Source organism: uncultured Rikenella sp., assembly GCF_948810725.1.
In the GTDB taxonomy this organism is placed as follows: domain Bacteria; phylum Bacteroidota; class Bacteroidia; order Bacteroidales; family Rikenellaceae; genus Rikenella.
On record NZ_CAQIVA010000017.1, the window covers coordinates 1 to 19,378 of the forward strand.

The window sequence follows — 19,378 nt, forward strand, 5'->3', positions numbered from 1 at the left end:
ACAGCCCCATGCTCGGCCTGGCGCGGCGGGAAAACCGTAACCGGTTTTCCCGCCCGAAGAACAGTCACAGCCCAATTCTCCGCCCCGTGTGCGCCTCACTGCGGCTCCGCTTTCGCTCCGCCGCGTTTTACCGTCGCCCGCTGGGATTTCATCTCGATTTTGCTCATCGCAAAACGAGTGAAATCCCTCTTTACGCGGGCGGGCGACGGAGTTTTCGTGAGTGGGCAAGTTTTTTCGCGCGTCTTTAGGCGTTGGCGCGCGTTTTAGTTTGAGGGTACTGCGCTCGGGCCGCGCGGGCCCCACGTCCCGTGGACGGGAAATGCTTACGCATTTCCACTGGCAGCCTCTACCCCCGTTCTTTGTCCGCGCGCTGGCGGAAATCTTATTCAAACGCATCATTCGCGTTTGAATGATTTCCTACTCCAGCAGTCGCGCGCGGATGAACTCTGAATCGCTTTGAGTCAACCCTTTAACCGCGCGCCTGCGATTCATTCTATTTTGCTGAGGCAAAATAGTTGAATCGCTTCTTTTGGCGGCGGCGCGCGGTTGGTTTGAGGAAACTGCCCTGCGCGGGCGGCGTCCGGGTGACCCCGGCGGGACGGGCGAAACTGCGTTTCGCTATGGCAGCCTCGGCCCCAACAACTAACGGCTGCCTCGGCCCCCAAACAATGTCCCTCCTCAAGCGCACCCTGCCGATTCTTAATGAAAACGAACGATTAATTAATAAATAGAGTGATTCGAAGAAGAGAGTCACCCGGGGGTGATGACTTTTTCCCAGAAAAGACGCATCGCCGCTCGTTTCCGATCATCGAGCCGAAACTTAATCGCCCGCGTCAGGTAGTTGTAAGCCGTTCCGACATCGAAATCCCGCGAACGATTGACCGTTCCGGTGATCGACTCGGCGACATGCTCCACCCCGTAAGCCAACGCCCGATTCAGAGTCGGCGCAAACTCCGACCCCGCTTCGGTACAGGCCACCCACGCCGCAAAAACGAACGGAAGCCCGCCTGTAAAATCGCTCCACTCCTGCGCCAAATCGTAACAATAAGCATAACGATGTTCTTCACGCAGTGCAAAGACCTTGTCGCCAATGGCAACCATCGCCTCGCCGGGCTGCAATTTTCTTGAACAATCGGCCGAATCGATCCACTCCGGTTCGATCCGCCAATATTCGCGCGCCAACACCCGCACCAATTGCACCGAAGTGCGCGAATGCGAGTCGAGATATACATGCCGGATACCGGCCAGTGGCGTGTCCGACAACAAAACCACCGTATCGACCGCGCCTTCCGCGCCGATACAGTAGTCGGTTATGATTCGAGGTGTAAAGGCCGACGACGAACGATCGGACGGCTCAAAAGACTGAAAAACAGAAGAAATAGAGAATCCCGGAATCCGGGGAATCACCGCCGTGGGAACCAGCGCGATATCGGTCTTCCCGTCGACGGCATCAGCGGCACACAGAGCCGGCACCCGAAGCGAAAGGGCAATACCCTCCCCTGCAAGCAGCCGTCCCGCTTCCTCGGTCGAAAGCGCAGAAGAGACCGCCGCCTGCTGTTCGATGCCGTAGATGAACGGCAGCGTGTTCAGGTAGGATACAGCAGTAATTCTCACCGGGATCGTCACCCATAGGGATAGAGTTTGATGGTACTTCGGTTTTCACGGCGAAGGTAGACATTTTTATTGGGGAAACCGCTCTTCGCGTGCTATTTTTTCGCGCCACGCGTCAGGGATGGCGAAACTCTCCTTCGTCACGGCGTTCCAGCCCACCAGCACGGTCCGACTGTCGGCCTTCACGGTGTCGGTGTCGAGGTCGATCATCTCCTGAAAGACGGTGAAACTCTTGGTACCGACCCGTTCGATACCGGTGCGGATAACGATCCGGTCTTTCATCCCGACGGGAACGTAGAAGTTGGTGGTCGAGCTGGCGGTTACGACGGTCTGTGCGCCGTCCATCTGTTCGATGCCGAGTATACGCTCGAAATATTCGTTCTTTCCGAGGTCGAAAATATGCTGATACTGACCGTTATACATATGCCCCTGAATATCGATGTCGTTGAATCGGAGCTGAATGGGCGTCGTAATCATGGTGGTTGGTGTATTTTTTAGTCTGCGTTTCTCAAGGCCGCACGATGCGGAATCCGCCGTCGGTGTCGAGGGCGATGACGGACGAGGCACGATGGGTCGCTGTCGGCTCCTCCATCGCCGGATCGGCCACCCAGTCCACGCCGTTCCGAATAGCGTCAGAAATCTCGGCATAGGTGGCGGGGGTCTTTTCGCCGCTCACGTTGGCGGAGGTCGAGACTAACGGACGTCCCAACCGATGGATCACGCGACGGCAAAACTCGTTCTGCACCAACCGAATCGCGACGCTCTTCTCGGGCGGCAAGAGGTTCTCGGCGAATCCGCGCCCTTCGGGCAGGATCAGGGTCAGGGGCTCAGCCCCTTCGGCGGCTTCCCACAATTCCCATGCCACACTCGGCACTTCCTGCACCCAACGCACGACTTGCTCCGGCCGGTCGAGCAACACGATCATGCCTTTGGTTTCTTCGCGCTGCTTGAGGGCGAAAAGGCGGGCGACGGCTTCTGCATGGGTGGCGTCGCACCCTACGCCCCACACGGTGTCGGTAGGATAAAGAATGGTCCCGCCGCGCTTCAAAACGGCCACACAGGCCTGTATCTGTTCGTCCATACTATATTTAATCTTCGTTTTCTGTACTTGCCCGGGAGGGTACTGTTCTTTTTATTCACAAAAAGAACCAAAAAAACTTTAGAGCGCATCCCTGCGGGATGCTCTGGCCGTGTCTACCCAGTTATGTTGGGTACCTTTCTTTCAAGAAAGGTACGGTTCCAGCCGGGTAGACACAGTAATCGAACGGTTAAACTACCGGAGGCCGAAAGCCGTGCGGAGGCGTTCCACCTCGTCCAGTTTTTCCCAGGCGAAAAACTGGACACCGTTTTCCACATACGGTTCCCGGCCGAAATGGCCGTAGGAAGCCGTCGGCAGGAAAATCGGCTGTTTCAAGCCATAGCGTTCGACGATCTTCGCCGGACGCAAGTCGAACAACTCCGCGATCTTCGCCGCGATCTCGCCGTCCGAAACCGCAGCCGGCAGTTTCGACGTCCCGAACGTATCCACAAAAACACTCACCGGCCGCGCGATCCCGATCGCATAGGCCACCTGCACCAACACCACATCCGCAAGGCCCGCTGCCACCATGTTTTTGGCGATATGGCGCGTCGCATAAGCCGCCGAGCGGTCTACCTTCGAAGAGTCTTTCCCCGAGAAAGCCCCCCCGCCGTGCGCCCCCCGACCGCCATACGAGTCCACGATGATCTTGCGCCCCGTGACCCCCGTATCGCCGTGCGGCCCCCCGATCACGAACTTGCCCGTCGGGTTCACATGCAGGATATAGTCGTCCCCCAGCAGACTCAGCAACAGCTGATTGCCCCGCTTTTCGAGCCGCTGTCGCACCCGGGGGATCAGGACGTTCCGCACGTCCGCCTCGATCTGCTCCTGCGTCGCCTCCGGATCGTGCTGCGTCGAGACGACGATCGTGTGGATGCGCCGCGGACGGTGGTCGTCGCCGTACTCGACCGTCACCTGCGATTTGGCGTCCGGACGCAGGTAGGGCATCGCCGACGGCGTCTCGCGCCGGATGTCGGCCAGTTCCATCAGCAGGATGTGCGAGAGCATCAGCGACGCCGGCATGAGCTCTTTGGTCTCGTGGCAGGCGTAGCCGAACATCAGCCCCTGGTCGCCGGCCCCCTGCTCCTCGCGTTCGGCACGTTCGACCCCCTGGTTGATGTCGGGCGACTGTTCGTGGATGGCCGAGAGCACGCCGCACGATTTGGATTCGAACATATAGTCGGCATGGGTGTAGCCGATCCGCTCGATCACGCCGCGGACGGTGTTCTGGATATCAACATAGGCGTTGGATTTGACCTCGCCGCTGACGACGACGAGCCCCGTGGTGCACAGGGTCTCGCAGGCGACTTTCGCTTCGGGGTCGTGGCGCAGAAATTCGTCGAGGATGGCGTCCGAAATCTGGTCGGCCACTTTGTCGGGGTGCCCTTCCGACACCGATTCCGAGGTGAACAGGTATGACATGGTACGTGTAAATTTACGGGTTAAACGATTCGGGTTTCAGCTGCAAAACCGAAGAGACAAACCGGCCGCGAGGGAACCGACGACGAAAAAAGAGGGGAAAAGCGCACGAAAAGTCCGGCCCGGAAACGGCCGTCAAAAACGAGGTGTGCTTTAGCATTTTTTCGCGTGGTTGCAATCGACCAAATCTCTCCACGGGTCTTTGCGTCCGTTGTAACGAACGGCGCAAAGGTACGAATTATTACGGAATCGGAAAAACGCGCCGATCAGAAAGGAAGCCCGATGGCGAAATGCAACGCAGTCTCCTTCAGTTTGAAACCGCTGTGCCAGCGTTCGGGCCGCGGAACGTTGGGATTGTGGAGCTTCATCCCCCAGTCGAGCCGAAGCAACACGAAGCCCAAGTCGTAGCGGAATCCGAGCCCGGTGTCGAGGGCGATCTCTTTGTAGAAGCTGTCGAACCGGAAACGGGCCGATGCGGGCGACCCCTTGGCGTTCATCCAGACGTTTCCGGCGTCGGCGAAGACGGCCATGCCGAAATTCCCGAACACGGCGAAGCGATACTCCAGGTTGAGCTCCAGTCGGAAGTCGCCCAACTGATTGGGATAGGTCTCCCGTTTGTAGAGGGTCTCGCCCGGCCCGAGCGTCCGCACCTGCCACCCGCGCATGCTGTTGGCGCCGCCGGCGAAATAGAGCCGTTCGAACGGCAGGGTGGTCGAGTTGCCGTAGGCGACCCCGCCGCCGATGAAAAACCGCCAGGCCAGCTGGGTCGTGGTGGTCAGGTTGATGCGCTGGCTGAGGTCGAGGCTCAGCCGGGCGTACTGGGCGAACCGGATGCCGAAAATCTTGTAGTAGCTCTCGTGGTCGGAGTCCTCCAGGTCGATGGTGGTGCGCTTTCCGAGCCACGAGGTGAGCCCCCGAAACAGGTTTCCGTTCATATCTCCCACGAGCCGGATCGAGAGGTTGTCGGCCTTGGTATTGGGGTTGGTCTGGAAGTAATACCCTGCCGAGAGCCCGGCTATCAGCTGTGATTCGTAGCTGTTCCGCAGGTAGGGGTTCTCAATGCTGTTCTTGAAGTCGGGATCGATCCACGGCACGGAAACCACGTTGATGTCCGCCGGGTTGATCTGGAACCGGCCGCCGTTGCGCCACGACCAGGAGTAACCGAACGTTCCGCCGGCGATCGTCCGGTCGTAGTCGGGCCGACGCTGGATGTCGTACGAGATCGAGATATTGGTCTTCTGCAACGGGAACTTGGCGAGTTTGTCGGCCCGGATGGGCAGCAGGAAGCGCGGGATGTCGAGCCCGACGTTCACGCCGAACTCATAGGAGTTGTGCCGCCCCTTGTTTTTCATGAATTCGTAGGCGCCGCGGAAGTTGACGGTGAAATTCTCCGCCCCGCGGAAGAGGTTTTTGTTCTGGTAGCCAAGGCTCAGGGCGGTGGAATAGTAGTCGGCAGTGGTGGAGATTTCGGCATCGACGTTGAAGTTCTGCCGGGTATTGGGGGTGCACTGGATCAGACAGCCGAGGTTGCGTTCGGTGGTCGACACGACGCGTCCGCCGTCGTTCGCGCCCGCGCGGGTCACCTCCACCGGCCGCAAGGTGTCGTAAGGCAGCTCGGTGAAGAGGATATTGGCGCTGTATTGCAGGTTCCGGATGTTGTCGTAGGTGCGCTGGACGCTGCTTCGGTCGTAGAGTTCGTTGGGCGAGAGGCGCAGCGCGCCGGCGAGAATGGACTCCCGCAGGCGGAGTTTGTCGAGGTAGAGGATGTCGATGCCGTTGTAACGCACGGTGTCCCAAGGCATCCGTTCGAGCTCTTCGGGCGACCGGGTGGGGTCGTAATCGGTGTTGACGACGATCCGGCCGAGGCGATAGACCGGGTGGTTTTCGAGCACGGGCCGCCCCTCGGCATCCATATAGGCGACGCGCCGCCGCACGTGGACGGTCAGCCGCATGGCGTGGTCGAAGCCGACGGTATCGACGGTGTAGGAGATGTAGCCTTTATTGAAGCTCCAGAAGCCCATGTTCTGCAACCGGGCGCTGATGCGTTCGCGTTCGGCGTCGAAGACTTCGCGGTCGTAGATCATGCCGATTTTCAGCAGGCCGGAGGCGGTGTCTTCGAGGATGATGGGTTCGAGGAAGTCGTCTTCGATGCGGTAGCGGATCTGCGAGACGAGGTACGGTTTCCCCTCGCGCGCCACGTAGCGCACGGTGGCTTTCCGCTTCCTCCGGGCGTATTCGACGGTGTCGGTCACGGTGCCGTCCAGATAGCCGCGCGAGGTGAGGTAGAGCTGCATCATCTGGCGCGACCGCTCGGCCTGCCGGGGGTCGTAGATCACCGGGGCCTCGCCGACCTTTTCGCGCCAGAACCGCTGCCAGCCGCTGTGTTTGGCGGTGTCGGTGAGGTTGTACATCCCGAGGTAGATGCCCACGCCGAGCAGCCGGCTGTTGGGCCGCTGCTGGACATAGGGCATGAGGTCTTTGGGCAGCACGCGTTCGCGTCGCGAGGCTTTGTGCACGCCTTCGATCTCGACGATGTTCCGGCGCAGGAGGTATTTCCCCTCCGGCACATACCGCATCGTCCGGCACGAGGCCAGCAGTCCGACGACCGAAAGGATCGCGAACAGACGAACGAGCGAAAAAGGCCGGAGAAGCGGCATAAGAGATCTCTGACTGCTAAATCGTTATAAATCCACCCGCTCCAGCACGATATTTCCGAGGTCGGTGATCTGCTGCGATGCGATGGTAATGGGCGCGGAATAGGGCCGGATGCCGCTCGTGGCGCGCGGATCGACGCGGAAGATATATTCGCCCGGCAGGAGCCGCATAAAAAAGGCTCCGACGGGATTCAGCGAGCTGTAGGTCGAAGCGACGACGCTCCCCGTGGCCGGGTCGATGAATTCGATCCGCACACGTCCCGAGAGGGCGCTCTCGCCGACCTGCAAGCCGCCCTGCACCACTCCGCAAAGATCGGTATCAACGAAAGTCACCCGGGGTCGAAACCGGTATCCGCTCTCGGCGGCAGGGTCTTCCACGACGGAAGCGGCGAGGTCGATATCGAAGAGCAGCGGCCGATTGGGGCCGTTCATCGTCATCGAGGGGAAGGGCACGACGACGGTGGCATCGGCCGGATCGACGGCCAGGGGGACGGTCTGGTCGAGGAGGCGCACGGTGGCTTTCTCGGTCGAAAAGACGATCCGGGCGGCGTCATAAGCCGCTCCCTGCGGCATCGTCCCTTCGGCGACGAGCTGCATTTTGCCGTTCACGAGGTTCATCAGAGGCAGGTAGCTGTCGGCGATTTCGAGATTCCGCCACGTTCCGTCGCCGGCGCGCACAGCGACTTCGGCCACATAGCAGTCGAGGGCGGTGTAGTCGGCCGGGGCGTCGCACACGTAGACGGAGAGCCGGTTCCGGTCGTTCACGTCGCTGCATGCGCCGAGCCACAAAAGGATAGAGAGGAGGCCGAGGGTTTTGAATATCTGACGTACCATAGTTGCAAAGTTACCGTTTTTCTCGGTTTCCCGCTGCGTTATTGTGATTTAGGGATCGAGGCGGCTTTGGCGGAGTGCTCTACGGATTTTCGCGCGCCGTTCGCCCCGCCCCGGGCCTCCGCGGTCGGATCACGGGGGCGATGGGCAATGTCGGGTGCGACGGGTACAATTGGTCGTCTTCAACGGACGGGATTGTGGGCATAACGTTGGAGTTCAGCACGCAGAGTTTCTTTACGGGCAATGCGGGAAACCGCGCCACGGGTCGTCAGTTGCGTTGCCTCTCGGAATAAACGGGTCGTGTGTTTACGGGCAGTAATTTAGTGTAAAGGGGCCGGGATTGAGGGCCGAGTAACACCCCCGGGCTTCCGCAACTACGATGCGGGCAGACCGCTCGGCGTGGGCACCAGCGGATACAACTGGTCGTCAGCGGTCAGTGGCATTCGCGGGCAGTTCCTGTGGCTCAACTCGCAAAACCTCGTTCCCAGCTGTTCGGATAGCCGCGGCCACGGTTATCAGTTGCGTTACCTCTCGGAATAAACGGACGCTAAGCGTCTTTTAATGCCAGCCTCTACCCTATTTTCTGACCTTGGTGGGGCGGACGCCCGGGAGGTATCGCAATTTTCGACGCGGAGCGGCGTGTTGCGGGCCTCCCGTGGGGAGGCGTCCGGCCCGCGCGACTCTGCGAGTCGCAGGAGCACGGCCAACAAGTTTAGTCCAACTCACCGCCCAAATTTCAGCCCCATGCTCGGCCCGGCGCGGCTCGAAAACCGACTACGGTTTTCGAGCCCAAAGAACAATCACAGCCCAAAGCCCAGCCCAGTTCTCCGCCCCGTGTCCGCCTCATTGCGGCTCCGCTTACGCTCCGCCGCATTTGCGTCGCCCGCTGGGATTTCATCTCGATTTTGCTGACGCAAAACGAGCGAAATCCCCATTTAGGCGGGCGGGCGACGACTTTTTGACGGGGTCGAGTTTTTTCGCGCGCCTGGTCATTATCCCGGCTGGAACTGTTCTCTTTGTGAACAAAGAGAACCAGAAAACCGACGCTGCCAGCGAGAGCAATGCAAACATAGTTTGCAAATTGCCGAGCGACGAGGAGGAAGGCGAAGCCAAACTTTAGACGGATGCTTCGCATCCTCAAGCTGCCGGCGGCCTTAACCAACGCGGCAGCCTCTATCTTCGTTCGCGCGCTTGAAAAATCTTATCCAAAGCGAAAACCCCAAACACTAAAAAAGAGAGGAGGCACTGCCATTCTCAGATAGCAAAGCCTCCCGTCTCCAAAAATTATTGCTGAGAACAAAGGACGCAAATCCCCGCCTCGACCCATCCGGCCTATCCCAGATAGGTCTTAAGCTGTTTGCTCCGCGAGCTGTGGCGCAACCGGCGAATCGCCTTCTCTTTGATCTGCCGCACCCGTTCGCGGGTCAGACCGAACTGCTCTCCGATCTCTTCGAGGGTCATCTCGGCCGTGCCGATCCCGAAGAAATATTTCACGATATCCCGCTCCCGCTCCGTCAGGGTCGAGAGCGCACGATCCACCTCGGTCGACAGCGACTCGTTAATCAAACTGCGGTCGGCGTTGGGCGAGTCGTTGTTCACCAGCACGTCGAGCAGGCTGTTGTCCTCGCCTTCGGCAAACGGAGCATCGACCGACACATGCCGGCCCGATACCCGGAGCGTATCGGCGACCTTCTCTTTCGGCAGGTCGAGCACTTTGGCGAGCTCTTCCGGCGACGGGGTGCGTTCGTTTTCCTGTTCGAACCGGGCGAATGCCTTGTTGATTTTGTTGAGCGATCCGACCTGGTTGAGGGGCAGACGCACGATACGCGACTGTTCCGCCAAGGCCTGCAAGATAGATTGCCGGATCCACCACACGGCATACGAGATGAATTTGAACCCCCGCGTCTCATCGAACTTTTCGGCTGCCTTGATGAGCCCGAGGTTCCCTTCGTTGATCAAGTCCGGAAGCGTAAGCCCCTGATTCTGGTATTGTTTGGCCACGGACACCACGAACCGAAGATTGGCCTTGGTGAGCTTTTCGAGGGCCTCCTGGTCGCCTTTTTTGATGCGCTGGGCCAACTCGACCTCTTCTTCGACGGTTATCAAATCCTCGCGCCCAATCTCCTGAAGGTATTTGTCGAGCGACGCGCTCTCGCGATTGGTGATGGATTTGGTAATTTTCAGCTGTCTCATGGAAATATGACTTGTGTATGAAATTTCGGAAGGGTGAACGCTATGTTATACGTTGGAACTGTTTTTTTGTTTCGCCCTTTGCAAAATTTAACCGGCCGGAGCGGAAAAATCCTCTCGGATCACGGAGATTCCGCCGGCCGGTTAAGTGGTGGTTATCGTCGTGTGCACACCCCTCCGAGGGCTATTGACCCAAGGCCTGGTAGCTGACCATCCGGCCGTCGGGATAGATGCCGTCGATGGATTGCACTTTGTCGGTGATGCGGTTCAGGTCGCTGACTTCGGTAATCGCCCGGTCGTTGATGGCGGTGATGATGAAGCCGCGCCGCACGCGGGATTTCGCGAGAAGGCCGCCCTCTTTGAGTTCGACGACCTGAATCCCGCCGCGAATATTGAGCTCTTTTTTCTGTTTGTCGGTCACTTCGCGGAAGGTGGCGCCGAGCTCTTCGAGCAGGTTAGCGTCGTCTTTCCGGACGAGTTCGGTCTTGCCGGCCCGGTTGCGCAGCACCACGTCATACTCTTTGGTCGCACCGTTGCGCCGGATGGTCACACGAATCTTGTCGTTGGGCCGCAGCTTCGCGATGGTCTCCTGCACGTCGGCGGTGGTGTTCATCGGACGACCGTCGATATGGGTCATGACGTCACCCGATTTAATGCCTGCGGCTTCGGCTGCGCCGTCGGTCGTCACTTCCGCTACGTAGATTCCGCCCGGTTCGGTAATGCCTTTCTCTTTGCCGAAGCGTTCGACCCACTCGGGGGTAGCGGCCTGGAACGAGATGCCGAGCATGGCGCGCTGTACGACGCCGTATTCACGCAGGTCGGTCACCACTTTGCGCACGATGGAGGAGGGGATGGCGAACGAGTATCCGGCATAGGCTCCGGTCGGCGATTTAATGACGGTGTTGATGCCGATGAGTTTCCCTTCGGTCGTAATGAGAGCTCCGCCGCTGTTGCCGGGATTGACGGCGGCGTCGGTCTGGATAAAGGATTCGACTCCCATCTGGGAGGGGATCACGCCGAGGCTGCGCCCTTTGGCGCTGACGATGCCGGCGGTGACGGTCGAGGTGAGCCCGAAGGGATTCCCGATGGCGAGCACCCATTCGCCGAGCCGCAAGGCTTCGGAGTCGCCGAATGAGATGGTTTTCAACCCTGTAGCGTCGATTTTCAACAGGGCGATATCGGTCGACGGATCGCTCCCGACCAGCGTGGCCTTATGGGTAGTCCCGTCGTGGAGAGTGACGATCAGTTCGCTGGCTCCCTCGACGACGTGGTTGTTGGAGACGATGTATCCATCGGGCGAAATAATCACGCCGGAACCTCCGGAGCGTCGTTCCTGCTCTTCGGGCTGGCTCTGGGGCTGCTGGCCGCCCTGGGGCCCGAAAAAGAATTCGAAGGGGTCAAAACCGCCGCCGCCAAAAGGACTGGAAAGGCGTTGCACTTTCAGTTTCTGCCGGTTTTCGATATTGACTACGGCTTCGACGCCTTGTTCGGCGGCGGTGGTGAAGTCGGGCAAAAGGCCTTGTGTGGCACTTTCTGCCGGTGCGGAGGCGAAATGTGTCCGGGCGGTCTCGCCGTCGTAGGTCACGGCGGTAGCACGGGGAGCATCATGCGACGCGGTCAGCCGACTCACGGTGTAAGCGGCCAGCGAGCCTGCGGCTACGGAGAGGGTCAGGCTCAGAATCATCCATCGTTTTTTCATCATACTAATAATTTATGCTGCGGAGTGATTTTCTCCCATAGGCAATCGAAGCTGTTTCTGATTTTTAGGGCGGTTCGTACCGTCCGGTGGATTTAAAAACGTAAGGGGGAGCGGAAATGGTATGTCCGAGGGGCGATTTGTCGGGGCGGGGCGATGCTTTTTGTTACGGGGCTGTGGCAGGGTTGTGGCAGGCGACTCTCTTTCGGGTGCCGCCCCGGGCTACCGCTATCATACTTCGGGGCTAGCGGTGGTCATAGGCAACAGTGGGTTCGGCTGGTCTTCCACGATCGGCATCAACGGTTTGGCTTTGAATTTCCATTCGCAGTCTCTCAATGCCAGCCACTCGGGCTACCGTACCTACGGTTTTCAGTTGCGGTGCCTCTCGGAATAAACGCCGCGGGCCCGCGGTGGGCAAAGGGTTGGAGTTACCCTATTTGCGTTTTGAGTGTATCCCTGCGGTTCGAAGAACCGCCCGGGCCGGAGCCACCTCAGGCGTAGGCCTGCAACTTCGCAAAGCTTGTTCCGGCCACGCTGGCTCCGACCCTTAACATTCATTCTTGACTGAAGTGGGCCGGGCGCCCGGGAGGAACGGCAACTCTCGACGCGTAAGCGGCGTGTTGCGGGCCGCCCGTAGGCAGGCGGCCGGCCCGAGCGACCCAAAGGGTCGCAAGAGCTCGACCTAATTTGGTAACATTCGTCCTCGGCGCGCCCCCCTCGCGCCGCTATTGCGTCGCTCTCGCCGAGGACGGCGATTCTCTGAATCGCGCTATTCGCTTTTGGTTTAAGCGGGTCGCCGCCAGCGGTGAGTGCAACGAGCCCCGTCGAGTTGCAGTCCGCCGCTTGGGGTGGCGGCGAACTGCGCAGCCGCAGAAGCTCGGCCCGGCGCGGCGGGAAAACCGTAATCGGTTTTTCCCGCCCGAAGAACAAGCACAGCCCAAAGCTCGACCCAATTCTCCGCCCCGTATGCGCCTCACTGCGGCTCCGCTGTCGCTCCGCCGCGCTTTTCGCGCGCCTTGGGAAATCCTGTCAAAACGCGTCAGCGCATTTTGACGATTTCCCTCTTTAGGCGGCGACACGCGAGCAACTGGAAAGTAATAACGGCCGCGCGCCATGACGCGAACGCGTCGGCCAAGCGGGCCACACGTCCCGTGGACGGGAAATGCTGACGCATTTCAACTGACAGCCTGCCCCTACGCCCGACGCCGCGAACGGATGAGACGAAGCGCCTCGCCGATCCACAACACTGCCGATGTCGCTCCGATCGCGATCGCCCAATCCCTCAACGACAACGGAACGACCCGGAACACTTCGCCGCCGAACGAAACGATCACCACCTGGCCGATCACGATCAAAGCCGCGACCAGCAGGAAACCCGTGTCGTGCCACAAACCATGGAACGCCGAACGACCACTCGCATAAGCCTTCGCATTGAACATATTCCAGAACTGCAACAACACGAATACCGTAAAAAAGAGTGACAATTCATACGCCGTCACCCCTCCGCCGGTGTGCTCGAACCAAGCCAGCAAGCCCAGCAGAACCGCCACGAAACCGAAGCCCGTCCAGAGGATCGACCGGCGCATGACAGGCGTGATGATAAAATCGGTCGTCCGCCGCGGCCGATGCGACATCTCGCGCTGATCCGGAGGCAACGACGCCAAGGCGCCCGCCGCAAAGGTGTCCATAATCAGGTTGACCCACAGCATCTGGGTCACCGTCAGCGGCAGGGCGAACCCCAGCAACGACCCCAGAAAAACGATCGTCAACGCCGCCACATTGATGGTCAGCTGGAACAGGACAAACCGCTGGATATTCCGGTAAACCGATCGCCCCCACATCACCGCCGTGGCGATGCTGGCGAACGAGTCGTCCAGCAGCGTGATGTCGCTCGCCTCGCGCGCCACCGACGTGCCGCTCCCCATCGATAAACCTACGTTGGCGAAGTTCAGGGCCGGCGCATCGTTCGTCCCGTCGCCCGTCACCGCCACCACCTCGCCCCGACGCTGCAAAAGCTGCACGAGACGCTGTTTGTCCATCGGCCGGGCCCGCGACATGATCTTGATCTCCGCCGCCCGTTCCAACGCCTCTTCGTCCGAGAGAGCCTCCCACTCGACGCCCGTAATCTCGTTCCGCGGGCCGTCCGACGCCGGATCCCACAGCCCGATCCGACGACCGATCTCGCGAGCCGTCCCCGGCGTATCGCCCGTTACGATCTTGACGGCAATCCCCGCCTCCATACACTCGGCCACCGCCGCCGGCACATCCTCCCGCACCGGATCCATAATCGCCGTATAACCCGCAAACGTCAATCCCCCCTCGGCCACCAAAGCCTTGAGCGCTTCGGCATCGGCATGAGCATACTTCGCCGACTCATCCCCCGCCGGCAAAATCCGATAAGCAAATCCCAACGTCCGCATCGCCTGCTGCTGATATTCGGCCAATTGCGCCTCCACCTCCGTCCGCTGCGCCTCCGACAGGCCGGCACAATGCCCCAGAACGATCTCCGGAGCCCCCTTCACATACAAAACGGTTTGTCCGTCGATCCCCTCCGCCCCAGAGCGAACAAGCGTCGCCATATATTTGTTCCGGGTCGAGAACGGCAATCGGGCGATAACCTCGGCCCGTTCGCGCCACCCGGCATAGCTCTCTCCGGCCGCATCGAGCCAAAGCAGCAACGCCCCCTCGGTCGGATTCCCGAGGGCTTTCGGCCGGCTCGGATCGTCGCGGTTCAGCTCGGCCGTCGTATTGACCGCAATCCCCTCGTACACAACACTTTCCGGAACACCGAAATCAAAATGGGCCGCCTCGACGCTCATCCGGTTGGCAGTCAGCGTCCCCGTCTTGTCGGTACAGATCACGGTGGTGGCCCCCATGGTCTCGCAAGCGTGCATCTTGCGCACCAGATTATTGGATTTCAGCATCTTCCGGATCGACAGCGCCAGCGCCAACGTCACCGCCATCGGCAACCCTTCGGGCACGGCCACGACAATCAGAGTCACCGCCACCATAAAGTAGTTCAGTATCCGTCCCGCCGCGTCGAGCCCGATCCAAGCCTGAGCCGACAGCGGATCGACTCCGAAAAAGAGCCCCAGCGAAGCAATCCCGACACACACCAGCAAACCGCACAAGAGCCAGAAAAACCATCCCCGCCGCGCAATCCCCGCCGGCATCCGCCGCGGCCGTCCGGCCAGTTCGAAAGCGTCGTAAACCAACGGCAGCCACATCTTGACCGAAGCCACCGCGAGCCCGGCAAAAACCGCCCCCAGCAGTCCCAGCTGCCCCCACGTAAAGCGGTCGTGGCCGTCGAAAACGTCTTTCAGAAACAGGGCAGCAAAGGTGAAAACGGCCAGGCCGAAGCCCACCACGCCGATCAGCTTGGCCAGCCGTTCGAGCTGGCGGTTGAGGGGGGTATTCTCTTCTGCCTGCACCGTCGCCTGGGTGGCCACACGCCCGAACTCGGTGGCGTCTCCCACGCGAACCACCCGGGCGACGCCGTGTCCCTCGATGACGCTCGTCCCGCGCAGGACGAGGTTCCCGGGGTAGGTGGCATCGGGCCGGAACTCCTCGGAATGGATGGTCTTGAAGGCGGAGGGCTCGCCGGTCAGGTTGGATTCGTCGACCTGCAAGGCCATGGCTTCGAGCAGCTCCGCATCGGCCGGCACCTCGTCGCCGGTTTCGAGCAGGATGATGTCGCCGACCACGATTTCCCGTTTCCCCACCTCGCGCACCTGTCCGTCGCGGATCACCCGCACCGGGGTGTCGTCGTTCACCTGGTTGAGGAGGTCGAATTTGCGGGCGGCATCGACTTCGAACCAGAACGAGACGCCGGTGGCCAGAAAAATGGCGCAGAATATCCCGACGGTTTCATAATATTCGCCGTGGACGAACGAGATGCCCAACGACAGAAAAGCGGCGATCAGCAGAATCCGGATAACGGGGTCGGAAAATTTACCCAAAAACAGTTTCCACAACGGCGTCCGCGGCGGAGGGGTCAGCACATTCTCGCCGTGTTCGGCCCGGCTCGCTTCGACTTCGCGGGCGCTCAATCCTCGGTGTGTCATAACAAAATACTTCTTCTAAAGGGATAAAAAGACTACAAGGCGTTGATCTTCAATAATTGTTCCATATATTTCCGATCGTTGGCCAACCGGGGCACTTTGTTCTGTCCGCCGAGTTTCTTGCGTTCGTCCATCCAGCGGTAGAAAGCTCCTTTCCGCGCGACGACGAGCTGCGGCGGCATGAGGGTGGTGTTTTTGAACCGTTTGGCGGCGTAGTCGGAGTTGACCTCCTGCAAAGTACGGTCGAGGGTCTCGGCAAAGAGCATGACGTCCGACGGCGAAGCGGAAAATTCGACGAACCACTGGTGTGCCCCCTTGGCCCGCCCTTCCATAAAGATCGGGGCGGCAGTGTATTCGAGCACGCGGGCGCCGGTGGCGGCACAGGCCGCCGAGACGGCGCGTTCGGCGTTGTCGATGACGATCTCTTCGCCGAATGCGTTGATATAGCTCTTGGTCCGTCCGGTAATCCGGATTTTGTGGGGGGCGAGGCTGGTGAATTCGACGGTGTCGCCGATCATATACCGCCACAGGCCGCCCGAGGTGGAGATGATCATGGCGTAGTTGACGCCGATCTCGACATCGGCCAGCGTCACAGCCTTCTCCGGCCGGTCGAGCTCGCCGACGGGCAGGAATTCGTAGAAGACGCCGTAGTCGAGCATCAGGAGCATGTCGGAGGTGGAGAGGTTGTCCTGTAGGGCGAAGAAGCCTTCGGAAGCGTTGTAGGTCTCCATGTATTTCATCTGCGACGAAGGAATCAGCCGCCGATATTGTTCGCGATAGGGTGCGAAGCTGACGCCGCCGTGGATAAAGAGGGAGAGGTCGGGCCACACTTCGAGCAGATTGTCGGTGCCGGTGTATTCGAGCATGCGGTTCATGAGCACGAGGTTCCACGAAGGCACGCCGACGAAAGCGGTCACGCGTTGTTTGGAGCATCGCCAGCAGATGGCGTCCACTTTGCGTTCGAAGTCGGGAATCAGGGCGATGTGGGTCGAGGGTTCGCGCAGGCGATTGACCCACCCCGGGGCGTTGTGGATCAGGATGGCGGAGAGGTCGCCGCTCTGGACGCCTCCGCCGAGGGGGTCGAGCCGGTGGCTGCCGCCGAGGGTGAGGGTCTTGCCGCTGAAGGCTTTGCTCCGGGGGTGGTAGTAGGCGAAAAGGGCCATAGTATCCCGCCCGCCCTGGAAGTGACACTGGTGCAAGATCTCATCGGTGACGGGAATGTATTTGCTCCGGTCGCCGGTGGTGCCGGAGGATTTGGCGAACCAGCCGACTTTGCCGGGCCAGAGGATGTTCTCTTCGCCGCGGCGCATGCGTTCGATTTCGGTCTGAATCTCATCGTAGTTCACGACCGGTATCCGCCGCTGGTAGGTCTCGACGGAGTCGTAGGCGTGCATGTCGTAGTGTCGGAAGTAGTCGGTCTGTGCGCCGTAGCTCATCAGGAGCCGGAATTGTTCGGTCTGGACTTCCCACGGGAAGCGCCGGAAGTGCTCGATGGCTTTGAGCCGTTTGGAATAGAGGGTGGTGAGTATCGAATTGATCAATGACATGGCGATATTTTCTCGCTCGTTATATGCTGGTTTTCATCTGGTTCATCGGTCGGAGGGCGGTTCGGCTCGGCTCCGCCCCGGGCTTCCGCTACAATGCGCCGGGGGTGTTGGGCTACTCGGGCAACCATGGGTACCAATGGTCGTCGGCTGTCAGCGACATCAAGGGGACATTGTTCGGTTTCAGCATGGAGCGTCTCGAAACCAATGGTCCGAGCAGTCGCGGTAACGCTCTTCAGTTGCGTTGCCTCTCGGAATAAACGGGGTGCGTACCCGCGGTGGGCAAGGAGCTGGAGCTACCTTATTCTGACCTGGCAGCGGGCTGCAAGAACATAGCCCAATTCACCTATTAACCGTTCGCCGCCAGCGAAGCGCAACCGAGTTTGCGAAAATGCAATTGCTTTAGCGGGTTGAAGCCTGCGGGGCCTAAAACGAGCATGGCGAGTTGCGGGCCTCCGCTGCCGGAGGCTTCGACCCGCGCGACCCTAAAGGGTCGCAGAAGCACAGCCCATTCACCTCTTTTAAGCAGTTCGCCGCCAGCGGAGAACAGCAACGAGCCCCGTCGAGCTGCAGCCCGCCGCTAACGGCGAACTGCGCGGCTCTACGAGCCGCAAAAGCAACGCTTTCTTCTGTCGAGTTCGGCCTGTCGCCCACCCCCCGAGCGGCTTCGCCGCTGGGCGAACAGGCCGGCGATTCCGGATGGAATCGCGCTACTCGCTCTCAGTTCAAACGGACGGAGCCTGGGTTGCTTAGGGTAGAGGCTGGCAGTAAAAGACGCTGTGCGTCCCTCCGCGGCGGGAGGCTTCGGCCCGGCGGTTCTACGAACCGCAAAAGAACGGCCAACAACTCGGCCCAACCCACAGCCCCATGCTCGGCCCAGCGCGGCGCGAAAACCGATTGCGGTTTTCGCGCCCGAAGAACAGCACAGCCCAAAGCACGGCCCAGTTCTCTGCCCCGTGTCTACCCCACTGCGGCTCCGCTTGCGCTCCGCCACGCTTGCCGTCGCCCGCGGCAATTCTTGCCGGATTGGCCGAGTGCCAACCGGCAGAATATGCCCTCTTAGGCGGGCGGGCGACGGGATTTTCGCACGCTCCTTTAGGCGGGGTGCGCGGTCGAGCTTTGACCCGCCTGAAACTGCCCTGCGCGGGCGGCGGCCGGGTGACCCCGGCGGGACGGAGCGATACTGCGTATCGCTTAACCTGTTCGGCCCAGTTCTTGGTGCGCGCCTGGGGAAATCTTGTCAAAACGCACAAAGTGCATTTTGACGATTTCCCTCCCAAGGCGTGGCGCGCGATGGTTTGAGGAGACTGTTCTTTTTGTGAACAAAAAGAACCAAAAAAACTTTAGACGAATGCTTGCGCATCCTCAAGCTGCCGGCGGCCCAAATCTTTGTCCGCGCTTGGACAATAAACTGTCATTTCCTCTTCCCCCCGTCCACAAGCTGCGACGAAAACGGATGGGCCAAATTTTTCCAACCCGTCAGCGTCGCCTGGACACGCCCCACGCGGATCGGAGTCTCCATATAGATCGGTATCCGGTTCGCGTCGTCCGAAATCCAAATCAAAAACTCGCTCCCATCCTTGAACGATTGCGCATCGCCCGTCGCCAGCTGGCACGAAAACTTCAAACACCGCACCTGCCCCGTCGCCGGAGCATTGATAATCTCCCGCCCCTGATACACGTACCGAATCCTGCGGATCGTGTCGATCATCACTAAGTTCAAAAATCCCGCCTCCCCCTTCCGCATCGTACCGATCGACGGCAGGTTTCGCAGGTTGAAAAAATGAGCGACCGGATCGAAGTCCGACTCCCCGATCGACATCGTCCGTCCCCGCTCATAGCCCTTTTTCTGGTTTTTTCCATACGTCCTCACCTCGCCCTTCGTCCAATCGAACCACTGCCGGCTGCGATACCGATAATTCCCCTCCTGAATATCCGACGTGGCATACAACGGTCGCAGCGTCGCCGTATCGAGCCACGTTTCATAGACATCGTTCACCCGGAAAAAGACCGAGAAAAACGGTTTGGTCACCCCCTGCGCCCAAATCCGATAAGCCGGACCGCCCTCCATACGCCCCTCGGAAAGCCGGAAAGTCACCGTCGCCACGTCGGTCGTCAGCATCGTCGAAGCATAACCCGCCGTGTAGGTCAGCTCTTCGCCCGCCCGGAAAGCCAACGGCCGCGCCGACGACTGCCCCCGGACTCGTCCCCCGCCCACTGCGCACAGCACCGCGACAAGCGACATAAAAATCGGAAATCGTTTCATAACAGAGACAAATATAATCGTTTTTCAG

The 19,378-nt window shown here is 60.0% G+C and carries 16 protein-coding genes; 5 read left to right on the top strand and 11 right to left on the bottom strand.

Going from position 1 to position 19,378, the window contains the following annotated elements:
- Positions 1–248, top strand: a 248-nt coding sequence (locus Q9S52_RS06315) for a hypothetical protein (protein WP_304708524.1), incomplete at its 5' end; no start/stop codon positions are given.
- Between the two features lie 502 nt (positions 249–750).
- Here the strand turns inward: Q9S52_RS06315 and Q9S52_RS06320 are convergent.
- The 6 genes from Q9S52_RS06320 to Q9S52_RS06345 all read right to left on the bottom strand — a co-directional run bounded on the left by Q9S52_RS06320 (position 751) and on the right by Q9S52_RS06345 (position 7,596).
- Positions 751–1,614 (bottom strand): menaquinone biosynthetic enzyme MqnA/MqnD family protein, encoded by an 864-nt coding sequence (locus Q9S52_RS06320; RefSeq protein WP_297623916.1) that lies wholly within the window; start codon positions 1,612–1,614, stop codon positions 751–753.
- A 66-nt stretch (positions 1,615–1,680) separates the two neighbouring features.
- Positions 1,681–2,088, bottom strand: a complete 408-nt coding sequence (locus Q9S52_RS06325; protein ID WP_297623913.1) for a thioesterase family protein — start codon at positions 2,086–2,088, stop codon at positions 1,681–1,683.
- 31 nt (positions 2,089–2,119) lie between these two features.
- Entirely contained in the window at positions 2,120–2,692 is a 573-nt protein-coding gene (locus tag Q9S52_RS06330) for an L-threonylcarbamoyladenylate synthase (RefSeq protein ID WP_304708525.1), read from the bottom strand.
- A 192-nt stretch (positions 2,693–2,884) separates the two neighbouring features.
- On the bottom strand, positions 2,885–4,111 hold the full coding sequence (metK, locus tag Q9S52_RS06335) for a methionine adenosyltransferase (RefSeq protein WP_304708526.1): 1,227 nt from the start codon (positions 4,109–4,111) through the stop codon (positions 2,885–2,887).
- 263 nt (positions 4,112–4,374) lie between these two features.
- Complete coding sequence (locus Q9S52_RS06340; RefSeq protein ID WP_304708527.1) at positions 4,375–6,765, bottom strand: BamA/TamA family outer membrane protein; 2,391 nt, start codon at positions 6,763–6,765, stop codon at positions 4,375–4,377.
- Positions 6,766–6,789: 24 nt separating this feature from the next.
- The gene (locus Q9S52_RS06345) at positions 6,790–7,596 is read right to left on the bottom strand and encodes a DUF4382 domain-containing protein (protein ID WP_304708528.1); all 807 of its coding nucleotides are present in this window, start codon (positions 7,594–7,596) and stop codon (positions 6,790–6,792) included.
- 74 nt (positions 7,597–7,670) lie between these two features.
- On the opposite strand from Q9S52_RS06345, the gene Q9S52_RS06350 reads away from it, so the two are divergent.
- Positions 7,671–7,886, top strand: coding sequence for a hypothetical protein (locus tag Q9S52_RS06350; protein ID WP_304708530.1), 216 nt, complete (start codon positions 7,671–7,673; stop codon positions 7,884–7,886).
- Between the two features lie 106 nt (positions 7,887–7,992).
- Positions 7,993–8,133, top strand: a complete 141-nt coding sequence (locus Q9S52_RS06355) for a hypothetical protein (RefSeq protein WP_304708531.1) — start codon at positions 7,993–7,995, stop codon at positions 8,131–8,133.
- Positions 8,134–8,925: 792 nt separating this feature from the next.
- On the opposite strand, the gene Q9S52_RS06360 is transcribed toward Q9S52_RS06355, so the two are convergent.
- Positions 8,926–9,786: an RNA polymerase sigma factor RpoD/SigA gene (locus Q9S52_RS06360; RefSeq protein WP_294594766.1), complete on the bottom strand. Its 861-nt coding sequence runs from the start codon at positions 9,784–9,786 to the stop codon at positions 8,926–8,928.
- 181 nt (positions 9,787–9,967) lie between these two features.
- The gene (locus tag Q9S52_RS06365) at positions 9,968–11,485 is read right to left on the bottom strand and encodes a Do family serine endopeptidase (protein ID WP_370648994.1); all 1,518 of its coding nucleotides are present in this window, start codon (positions 11,483–11,485) and stop codon (positions 9,968–9,970) included.
- Positions 11,486–11,729: 244 nt separating this feature from the next.
- Here Q9S52_RS06365 and Q9S52_RS06370 point away from each other — a divergent pair, with 244 nt between their 5' ends.
- The gene (locus tag Q9S52_RS06370) at positions 11,730–11,873 is read left to right on the top strand and encodes a hypothetical protein (protein WP_304708532.1); all 144 of its coding nucleotides are present in this window, start codon (positions 11,730–11,732) and stop codon (positions 11,871–11,873) included.
- Positions 11,874–12,672: 799 nt separating this feature from the next.
- Here Q9S52_RS06370 and Q9S52_RS06375 read toward each other — a convergent pair.
- Entirely contained in the window at positions 12,673–15,543 is a 2,871-nt protein-coding gene (locus Q9S52_RS06375; RefSeq protein WP_304708533.1) for a calcium-translocating P-type ATPase, PMCA-type, read from the bottom strand.
- Between the two features lie 32 nt (positions 15,544–15,575).
- On the bottom strand, positions 15,576–17,087 hold the full coding sequence (locus Q9S52_RS06380) for a GH3 auxin-responsive promoter family protein (protein ID WP_304708534.1): 1,512 nt from the start codon (positions 17,085–17,087) through the stop codon (positions 15,576–15,578).
- A 23-nt stretch (positions 17,088–17,110) separates the two neighbouring features.
- On the opposite strand from Q9S52_RS06380, the gene Q9S52_RS06385 reads away from it, so the two are divergent.
- The gene (locus Q9S52_RS06385; RefSeq protein WP_297623890.1) at positions 17,111–17,344 is read left to right on the top strand and encodes a hypothetical protein; all 234 of its coding nucleotides are present in this window, start codon (positions 17,111–17,113) and stop codon (positions 17,342–17,344) included.
- Positions 17,345–18,498: 1,154 nt separating this feature from the next.
- On the opposite strand, the gene Q9S52_RS06390 is transcribed toward Q9S52_RS06385, so the two are convergent.
- Entirely contained in the window at positions 18,499–19,350 is an 852-nt protein-coding gene (locus Q9S52_RS06390; RefSeq protein WP_300828411.1) for a DUF3108 domain-containing protein, read from the bottom strand.
- Between the last annotated feature and the right edge of the window lie 28 nt (positions 19,351–19,378).

Coding starts and splice junctions, on each gene's coding strand:
- Q9S52_RS06325 (WP_297623913.1), bottom strand. CDS start 2,088: ATGATTACGACGCCCATTCAGCTCCGATTCAACGACATCGATATTCAG.
- Q9S52_RS06330 (WP_304708525.1), bottom strand. CDS start 2,692: ATGGACGAACAGATACAGGCCTGTGTGGCCGTTTTGAAGCGCGGCGGG.
- metK (WP_304708526.1), bottom strand. CDS start 4,111: ATGTCATACCTGTTCACCTCGGAATCGGTGTCGGAAGGGCACCCCGAC.
- Q9S52_RS06340 (WP_304708527.1), bottom strand. CDS start 6,765: ATGCCGCTTCTCCGGCCTTTTTCGCTCGTTCGTCTGTTCGCGATCCTT.
- Q9S52_RS06345 (WP_304708528.1), bottom strand. CDS start 7,596: ATGGTACGTCAGATATTCAAAACCCTCGGCCTCCTCTCTATCCTTTTG.
- Q9S52_RS06360 (WP_294594766.1), bottom strand. CDS start 9,786: ATGAGACAGCTGAAAATTACCAAATCCATCACCAATCGCGAGAGCGCG.
- Q9S52_RS06365 (WP_370648994.1), bottom strand. CDS start 11,485: ATGATGAAAAAACGATGGATGATTCTGAGCCTGACCCTCTCCGTAGCC.
- Q9S52_RS06375 (WP_304708533.1), bottom strand. CDS start 15,543: ATGACACACCGAGGATTGAGCGCCCGCGAAGTCGAAGCGAGCCGGGCC.
- Q9S52_RS06380 (WP_304708534.1), bottom strand. CDS start 17,087: ATGTCATTGATCAATTCGATACTCACCACCCTCTATTCCAAACGGCTC.
- Q9S52_RS06385 (WP_297623890.1), top strand. CDS start 17,111: ATGCTGGTTTTCATCTGGTTCATCGGTCGGAGGGCGGTTCGGCTCGGC.
- Q9S52_RS06390 (WP_300828411.1), bottom strand. CDS start 19,350: ATGAAACGATTTCCGATTTTTATGTCGCTTGTCGCGGTGCTGTGCGCA.